General features: G+C 64.8%; 9 protein-coding genes. 8 read left to right on the top strand and 1 reads right to left on the bottom strand.

Annotation, left to right across the window (positions count from 1 at the left end):
* The coding region (locus tag QZ501_RS08635) for an ABC transporter permease (RefSeq protein ID WP_295718767.1) at positions 1–535 on the bottom strand (535 nt) is incomplete at its 3' end.
* A gap of 92 nt (positions 536–627) precedes the next feature.
* Here QZ501_RS08635 and QZ501_RS08630 point away from each other — a divergent pair.
* From QZ501_RS08630 to QZ501_RS08595, 8 genes are all read left to right on the top strand, one after another.
* Positions 628–1,224 (top strand): PilZ domain-containing protein, encoded by a 597-nt coding sequence (locus tag QZ501_RS08630; protein WP_295718764.1) that lies wholly within the window; start codon positions 628–630, stop codon positions 1,222–1,224.
* Between the two features lie 74 nt (positions 1,225–1,298).
* Positions 1,299–1,676 carry a hypothetical protein gene (locus tag QZ501_RS08625; RefSeq protein ID WP_295718761.1) on the top strand — a complete coding sequence of 126 codons (378 nt, stop codon included), beginning with the start codon at positions 1,299–1,301 and terminating at the stop codon, positions 1,674–1,676.
* Between the two features lie 49 nt (positions 1,677–1,725).
* Complete coding sequence (locus QZ501_RS08620; RefSeq protein ID WP_225741660.1) at positions 1,726–2,769, top strand: agmatine deiminase family protein; 1,044 nt, start codon at positions 1,726–1,728, stop codon at positions 2,767–2,769.
* Positions 2,762–3,664, top strand: a complete 903-nt coding sequence (locus QZ501_RS08615) for a carbon-nitrogen hydrolase (RefSeq protein WP_160898816.1) — start codon at positions 2,762–2,764, stop codon at positions 3,662–3,664. The genes QZ501_RS08620 and QZ501_RS08615 overlap by 8 nt, the downstream gene beginning before the upstream one ends.
* The gene (locus tag QZ501_RS08610) at positions 3,664–4,581 is read left to right on the top strand and encodes a MoxR family ATPase (protein ID WP_295718758.1); all 918 of its coding nucleotides are present in this window, start codon (positions 3,664–3,666) and stop codon (positions 4,579–4,581) included. Before QZ501_RS08615 ends, QZ501_RS08610 begins: the two co-directional genes overlap by 1 nt.
* A gap of 69 nt (positions 4,582–4,650) precedes the next feature.
* A complete protein-coding gene (gene trxB / locus QZ501_RS08605) occupies positions 4,651–5,595 on the top strand; it encodes a thioredoxin-disulfide reductase (protein ID WP_095616971.1) in 945 nt (314 codons plus the stop codon).
* 9 nt (positions 5,596–5,604) lie between these two features.
* Entirely contained in the window at positions 5,605–6,318 is a 714-nt protein-coding gene (aat, locus tag QZ501_RS08600) for a leucyl/phenylalanyl-tRNA--protein transferase (RefSeq protein ID WP_151439452.1), read from the top strand.
* A complete protein-coding gene (locus QZ501_RS08595; protein ID WP_151439451.1) occupies positions 6,315–7,055 on the top strand; it encodes an arginyltransferase in 741 nt (246 codons plus the stop codon). The genes aat and QZ501_RS08595 overlap by 4 nt, the downstream gene beginning before the upstream one ends.
* Positions 7,056–7,156 lie beyond the last annotated feature (101 nt).

Raw genomic sequence — 7,156 nt, 5'->3', positions numbered from 1 at the left:
CCCCCGCCGGGGAAACGGACGCTTCCGGCAGCACCACAGTCACCCTGTCCCCCATGCGGATCCCCAGGCGCCGTGCCAGTGCTTCACCCAGGATGATGCCGAACTCGTTCGCCTTGAGGTTCGACAGACTGCCATGGGTCATATGCTTCTGGATGATCGAGACATCGGGTTCGTATTCCGGGTCCACGCCGTTGATCAGCGCGCCCTGAACCTGGCCCCTGCCCGTGAGCATGCCCTGGGCCCGTGAGAATGGCGCCACGCCCGTCACCCTGGGGTTGGATTCGGCGACCCGGGCCACATCGCGCCAGTCCTCCATGCCGTCCGGGCTCTCGACCACCGCGTGCGGCACCATGCCGAGAATGCGTTCACGCAGTTCCCGGTCAAAGCCGTTCATCACCGACAGCACGGTGATCAGCACCATGACCCCGAGGATCAGGCCCAGCATTGAGACCAGGGAGATGAAGGAAATGAAGTGGTTGCGTCGTTTGGCGGCGGTGTAGCGCAGGCCGATGAATACGGAAAGGGGTCTGAACATAGATGGTTACCGGAATCCTTGGGCAGGTCGGCCGCGCCTGCACTGTCATGAATCACTGTTACACTCAGGAGGATCGGGTCCAGGAGAACGTCATGCCATCAGAACACGATCCCGAGCGTCGCCAGTTCTACCGGATCGAGGACCGCGTGGGCCTCGAATGCCGTCAACTCGAGGGGGAGCCAACCGGTCCCCCGGAAACCCTCTTCGAGGGCGGTGAAACGCTTCCGCTGGAGGAGGAGCTGCGCCGGCATGATGCGGAGATCCGCCATCAGCTCGGGCTGCTTTCGGAAAGCGACCGGGTCCTCTCCCAGCTCGCCCGTGCTCTCAACGAGAAGCTCGACACGGTGGCGCGGATTATGACCTTTCAGCAGAATCCCTTGCAAGACAGTGAGTGGGTTCATGTCACCCTCAGCGAGGGAGGCCTTTCCTTCATCACCACGGACCCGGTGCCTGAGCTCGACTCACTGATGGCCGTGCGCCTGACCCTGATGCCCGAACTCAGCCAGGTTGCCGCCTATACCCGCGTGGTGTCCGTGGATGCCACGGACAACGGCACCCGCCTGCACCTGCAGTTCCACAACATGGAGGATGCCGAGCGCCAGCAGATCGCCCGGCATGTGCTCCGGCTGCAGGCCCGGGAACGCCAGCAGGCGCGACAGCGCCGTGAGCAGCACGGCGACACCCCCTGACTCGACGCAGCCGGCTCGTGCGCTATAGTTAGGGAAACACTCATGGATCACCGAGTCTGACCGGAACCACAATCATGCGAACACTGACTCCCCGGACACTTTGTTGCCGGATCGCCACGCTCACACTGCTGCCGCTGGCGGCCTCCATGGCTTCTGCCCAGCAGATGGCCAACCCCGAATCCGACGCGGCCAGCGCCCGCGCCCAGCAGGAACAGCAGGCCGAACGCACGACCCGTCCCCTCAGCCTTAAGATCCAGCAGGAAGGCAATATACGCACTCCGCGCCGGGGTGAGAGCATGGGCTCCGTCCAGGACCGCTTCGGCGATCCGGAGGCGCGTCAGGGCCCCGTGGGGGAGCCGCCCATCACGCGCTGGCAGTACCCGCGCTTTGTCGTGGTCTTCGAGGATGAATGGGTCATCGACACCGTTGTGGAGCCTGACAGCGCGGACTGAACCCGGTATTGTTGCGCGCCCAGAATCGACACCGGAGGTTCCCGGAACCGTGAGCCGTTTCCGTCTTGCCGCTGAATGGGCGAAGCAGGGCTCTGTCCTGATGGCATGGCCCCAGCCCGATTCCGACTGGGCCGCGCTGGCCGATCGCGCCGAGCCCACGTTCACCGCCATAGCCCGGGCGATACTGGCTGAGCAGGATCTTACCCTGTGCGTCAGCAGTGAGCGCCAGGCCCTTGATCTTGAACAACGCCTTGTTTCCGGAACCGACCTGGGCCGACTGCATACCGTGGTCGTGGCCAGCAACGACACCTGGGCCCGCGACTTCGGTCCCCTGGCACTCAGCAATGGCGCCGAGTGGCGACTTCTTGACGCCACCTTCAATGGCTGGGGCAACAAGTTCCCCGCTGATCGGGACAACGCGGTCAACCGCGCCCTGCACGCCCAGGGCGCACTCGGCAGTCTGCCCCTGGAGAGCGATCCACTGGTGGTGGAAGGCGGCGCACTCGAGACCGACGGGGTGGGCACGCTGCTGATCAACCGCCCCTGCGTTCTTAATCCCAACCGCGGCAACCCGGAACCAGCCGCCGAGCGGATGACGCAATGGTTCCATGAACGGCTGGGCGCGGAGCGCATCCTGTGGCTCGATCACGGCCACCTTGAAGGCGACGATACCGATGGCCACATTGACACACTGGCCCGCTTCGCCGGGCCGGGGCACATTGTCTACCAGGGCTGCGATACCCCCGGGGACAGCCACTACACGGAACTCCAGGCAATGGCCCGGGAACTGGCGGCGCACACCGATGGCAACGGCCAGCCTTACCGCCTGACGGCCCTGCCCTGGCCGGATCCGGTCCACGACGAAGAGGGCAACCGGCTGCCGGCCACCTACGCGAACTTCCTGATTACCAACCATTCCGTGCTCGTGCCATGCTACGGCGTCGCCCAGGATGACGAGGCCTGCCGGGTGATTGCAGGCTGTTTCCCGCAGCGCCGGGTCCAAGGCATCCAGTGCCGGCCCCTCATCCACCAGGGCGGAAGCCTTCACTGCCTGACCATGCAGCTGCCACCAGGAGCCGTGCCCGATGGCTGATCAACACGCCTTCACCGCCGCCGCCATACAGCAGAGCTGCGGCGCGGACCGCGAAGCCAACCTGGCCCATTCCGCAGGCCTGATCGAAAGCGCCGCCGACCAGGGCGCCCAGCTGGTGGTGCTGCAGGAACTCCACACCGGCCCCTACTTCTGCCAGGAAGAGGCCACGGACGTCTTCGACCGGGCCGAAACCATTCCCGGCCCCACCACCCGTTTCCTGGGCGAGCTGGCCGCGGAGCTGGGTGTGGTCATCGTGGGCTCCGTCTTCGAGAAGCGCATGGCGGGGGTTCACCACAATACGGCGGTAGTGCTGGACAGCGACGGCAGCCTGGCCGGCCGTTACCGCAAGATGCACATCCCTGACGATCCCGGATTCTACGAGAAATTCTATTTCACGCCGGGCGACGCTTCCGCGGATGCCTTCCGGCCCATCCAGACCTCACTGGGGCGGCTCGGCGTTCTCGTGTGCTGGGATCAGTGGTACCCGGAGGCCGCCCGGCTCATGGCCCTGGCCGGCGCCGAAGTGCTCATCTACCCCACTGCCATTGGATGGGACCCGGCAGACGACGCCGACGAACAGGCTCGCCAGCTGGATGCCTGGATCACCGTCCAGCGCGGTCACGCCATTGCCAACAACCTGCCCGTCATCGCGCCCAACCGGCACGGTTTCGAGGAGGCGCCGGACGGCTCCGGCAACGGCATCCAGTTCTGGGGCAACAGCTTCATCTGCGGTGGCCAGGGCGAACTCCTGGCCCGCAGCAGTGCCGAGGGTGATGACATCCTTCTGGCCACCATCGACCCTGATCGGACCGATACCCTGCGGCGTATCTGGCCCTACCTGCGGGATCGCCGCGTGGACGCTTACGATCACCTGACCCGACGCGTGAGGGACTGATGAAGAATGCCGACCTGCTCCAGCAGACCACCGACCAGCTCAACCGGGTCCTGTTGGGCAAGCGTGACCAGGTGCGCCTTGCGCTGTGCTGTGTGCTCGCCGGGGGGCACCTGCTGATCGAGGACATTCCGGGCATGGGCAAGACCACCCTGTCCCACGCGCTCTCCGGCACCCTGGGGCTCAGCTACAACCGCATCCAGTTCACGAGCGACCTGATGCCGGCGGACCTGCTGGGGTTCTCCATGTACGACAAGGAAGCCGGCGACCTGGTGTTCCACCCCGGCCCGATCTTCGCCCAGGTGATCCTGGCGGACGAGATCAACCGTGCCTCGCCCCGCACCCAGAGCGCCCTGCTGGAGGCCATGGAGGAACGTCAGGTCTCCATTGAAGGGGAGACCCGTTCCCTGGAGGAGCCCTTCTTCGTCATCGCCACCCAGAACCCTCTGGATCAGCGCGGCACCTTTCCCCTGCCGGAAAGCCAGCTGGACCGTTTCCTGATGCGCCTGACCCTGGGCTACCCGGACGAACGCGCCGAGCGTGAGCTTCTCATGGGTCGGGATCGGCGCCACATGACCGCGGAGCTGGCACCACTGCTGTCACCGGAATCCCTCCAGCGGATGCAGGCGCTACTGCCCGAGATCAGCGTCTCCGACGCCCTTCTGGATTACATCCAGCGCATCCTCGCCTACAGCCGGGACATCCCCGGCGTTCTTTACGGGCTTTCCCCCAGGGCGGGTCTGGGCCTGCTGCGGGCCGCCCGCGCCTGGGCACTTCTGGAGGGCCGTGGTCATGTGCTGCCCGACGACGTCCAGGCGGTCCTGCCCAGTGTGGTTGAACACCGCCTGGTGGATGACCACCACAACCGCCAGGAGATGCTCTCCCAGCGCATCCTGCGTGACGTGCCCGTGATCGTGTAGCGCCCGCCCCTGCGCCGGCGTTACCATGAGCACCATTGATTGACACCGTTTTCCCGATAGAGGAACAGCATGAGCGACAGCAACCACCATCGCCTGATCATTCTCGGCTCCGGCCCCGCGGGCTACACCGCCGCCGTCTACGCCTCACGCGCCAACCTCAATCCCACGCTGATCACCGGTATCGAAGTGGGTGGCCAGCTCACCACCACTACAGATGTCGAGAACTGGCCCGGGGATATCGAGGGGCTCCAGGGCCCCGACCTGATGGAGCGCATGAAGGACCACGCCCAGCGCTTCAACACCGAACTGGTGTACGACCACATCAACGGTGCTGACCTCAGCCAGCGGCCCTTCACCCTCACCGGCGATTCCGGCACCTACACCTGTGACGCGCTGATCATTGCTACCGGCGCCAGTGCCATGTACCTGGGCCTGGAGTCCGAGGAGACGTTCATGGGCCAGGGCGTGAGCGCCTGCGCCACCTGCGATGGCTTCTTCTACCGCAACCAGGACGTCGCCGTAATCGGCGGCGGCAACACCGCTGTGGAAGAGGCGCTCTACCTCTCCAACATCGCCAACAACGTCACCCTGGTCCACCGCCGGGACCAGCTGCGCGCGGAGAAGATCCTGCAGGACAAGCTGTTCGCGAAGGACAACGTCAGCATCATCTGGGATCACACCCTGGATGAGGTACTGGGCGATGCCACCGGCGTCACCGGCGCCCGCCTGAAGAACAAGCATTCCGGCGAGACCCGGGATCTGAATGTTGCCGGCGTTTTCATCGCCATCGGCCACAAGCCCAACACCGACCTTTTCCAGGGCCAGTTGGACATGAGCGGCGGCTATATCCGGATCCGCAGCGGCCTTGAAGGCATGGCGACGGAAACCAGCGTGCCCGGCGTCTTCGCGGCGGGTGACGTGGCTGACCACGTCTACCGCCAGGCGGTGACCTCGGCCGGCTTCGGGTGCATGGCGGCGCTGGACGCCGAAAAGTACCTCGACGGCCTCGCCTGATCCCTGCTCATGTCCGCGCTCCCCTGGCTGGACACACGCTCCCACTGGTTCCCGGATCCGGAAAGCGCTCTGGATGAACCGGACGGGCTTCTGGCCATCGGGGGCGATCTACACCCCGATCGCCTTCTGAACGCCTACAGCCAGGGGATCTTCCCCTGGTTCTCCGACGACCAGCCCATTCTCTGGTGGTCTCCCAACCCGCGCTGTGTCCTCTTTCCGCCACACGTACACATCGCCCGCAGCCTGCGCCGCCGGCTCAACCGGGATGAACTGCGCATCACGGTGGACTGCGCCTTCGAGGACGTCATCCGTGACTGCGGCCGACTGCGCGAGGAAGGCACCTGGATCACCGGCGACATGGAAGCGGCCTACTGCCACCTCCATGAACTCGGCCATGCCCATTCCTTTGAGGCCTGGAACGCCGACGGCCAGCTTGTGGGCGGCCTCTACGGTGTTGCCGTCGGCCGCTGCTTCTTCGGGGAATCCATGTTCAGCCGGCAGCGTGATGCCTCCAAGATCGTATTCGTGCACGTGGCCCGTCAGCTTGAACGCTGGGGCTATGCTCTGCTGGACTGTCAGGTGGAAAACAGCCACCTGTTGAGTCTGGGCGCCGAACGGATTTCACGCCGGCGCTTTTTGACTATACTCAGAGAGAATGTGGATCATCCCGCCGGACACGACTGGCGGATGGACTGGTTCTGGGGCCGGGAGTCCGATACATGAGCAGTCTCAAGACGCTGATCTTCTTCGCTACCCCCGAGCATCCGTGCAGCTACCTGACCGACCGTCAGGCAACGACCATGTTCGTCGATCCCCGGGCCCAGGTGGACCGCAACCTCTATACCCAGCTCACGGAACTGGGCTTCCGCCGCAGCGGCTCGCATTATTACCGCCCGCACTGCCGTGGCTGTAACGCCTGCATTCCGGTGCGGATTCCGGTCGAACGCTTCCAGCCGGATCGCTCCCAGCGCCGTGTGCGGCGCGACAACCGCGACCTGACCCTGATCCAGACGCCGGTGCGCTTCGACGAGGAAATCTACGACCTCTACGAGCGCTACGTTATTGAGCGCCACCACGACGGCGACATGTACCCACCCAGCCGGGAACAGTTCACCTCCTTCCTCATCGAAGGCAGCATCGACGGCTTCTTCCTGGAGATGCGGCGCGAGGGGCGGCTGATCGCGGTCGCCGTGGTGGACGTGCTCGATACCGGCCTGTCGGCCATCTACACCTTCTTCGAGCCCGGCGAGGAAAAGCGCAGCCTGGGCACCTTCGCCATTCTGTGGCAGGTCCAGGAGGCCCACAGGCGCGGCCTGCCGCACCTGTATCTGGGGTACTGGATCCGCCAGTGCCGCAAGATGAACTATAAGACCCGCTTCCGCCCGCTGGAGCAGCTGATGAATGGACGCTGGACCGAGCTGGTCACCAGCGACGGTATGCTGCACAATTCGCCCGCCTGATTTGGCAATGAACGCAAATTAAGGCAGAATTGCGCCACTCTGCCCCGGCATACGCCGTGTTCTGTTCAATCCCTGCCGGGCGCATACCAGCGTTTCATCAA

This window comes from uncultured Halovibrio sp. (assembly GCF_913056445.1).
GTDB classification, from domain to species: Bacteria; Pseudomonadota; Gammaproteobacteria; order Pseudomonadales; family Oleiphilaceae; genus Halospina; species Halospina utahensis_B.
This window is presented reverse-complemented; position numbering and strand designations above follow the sequence as displayed.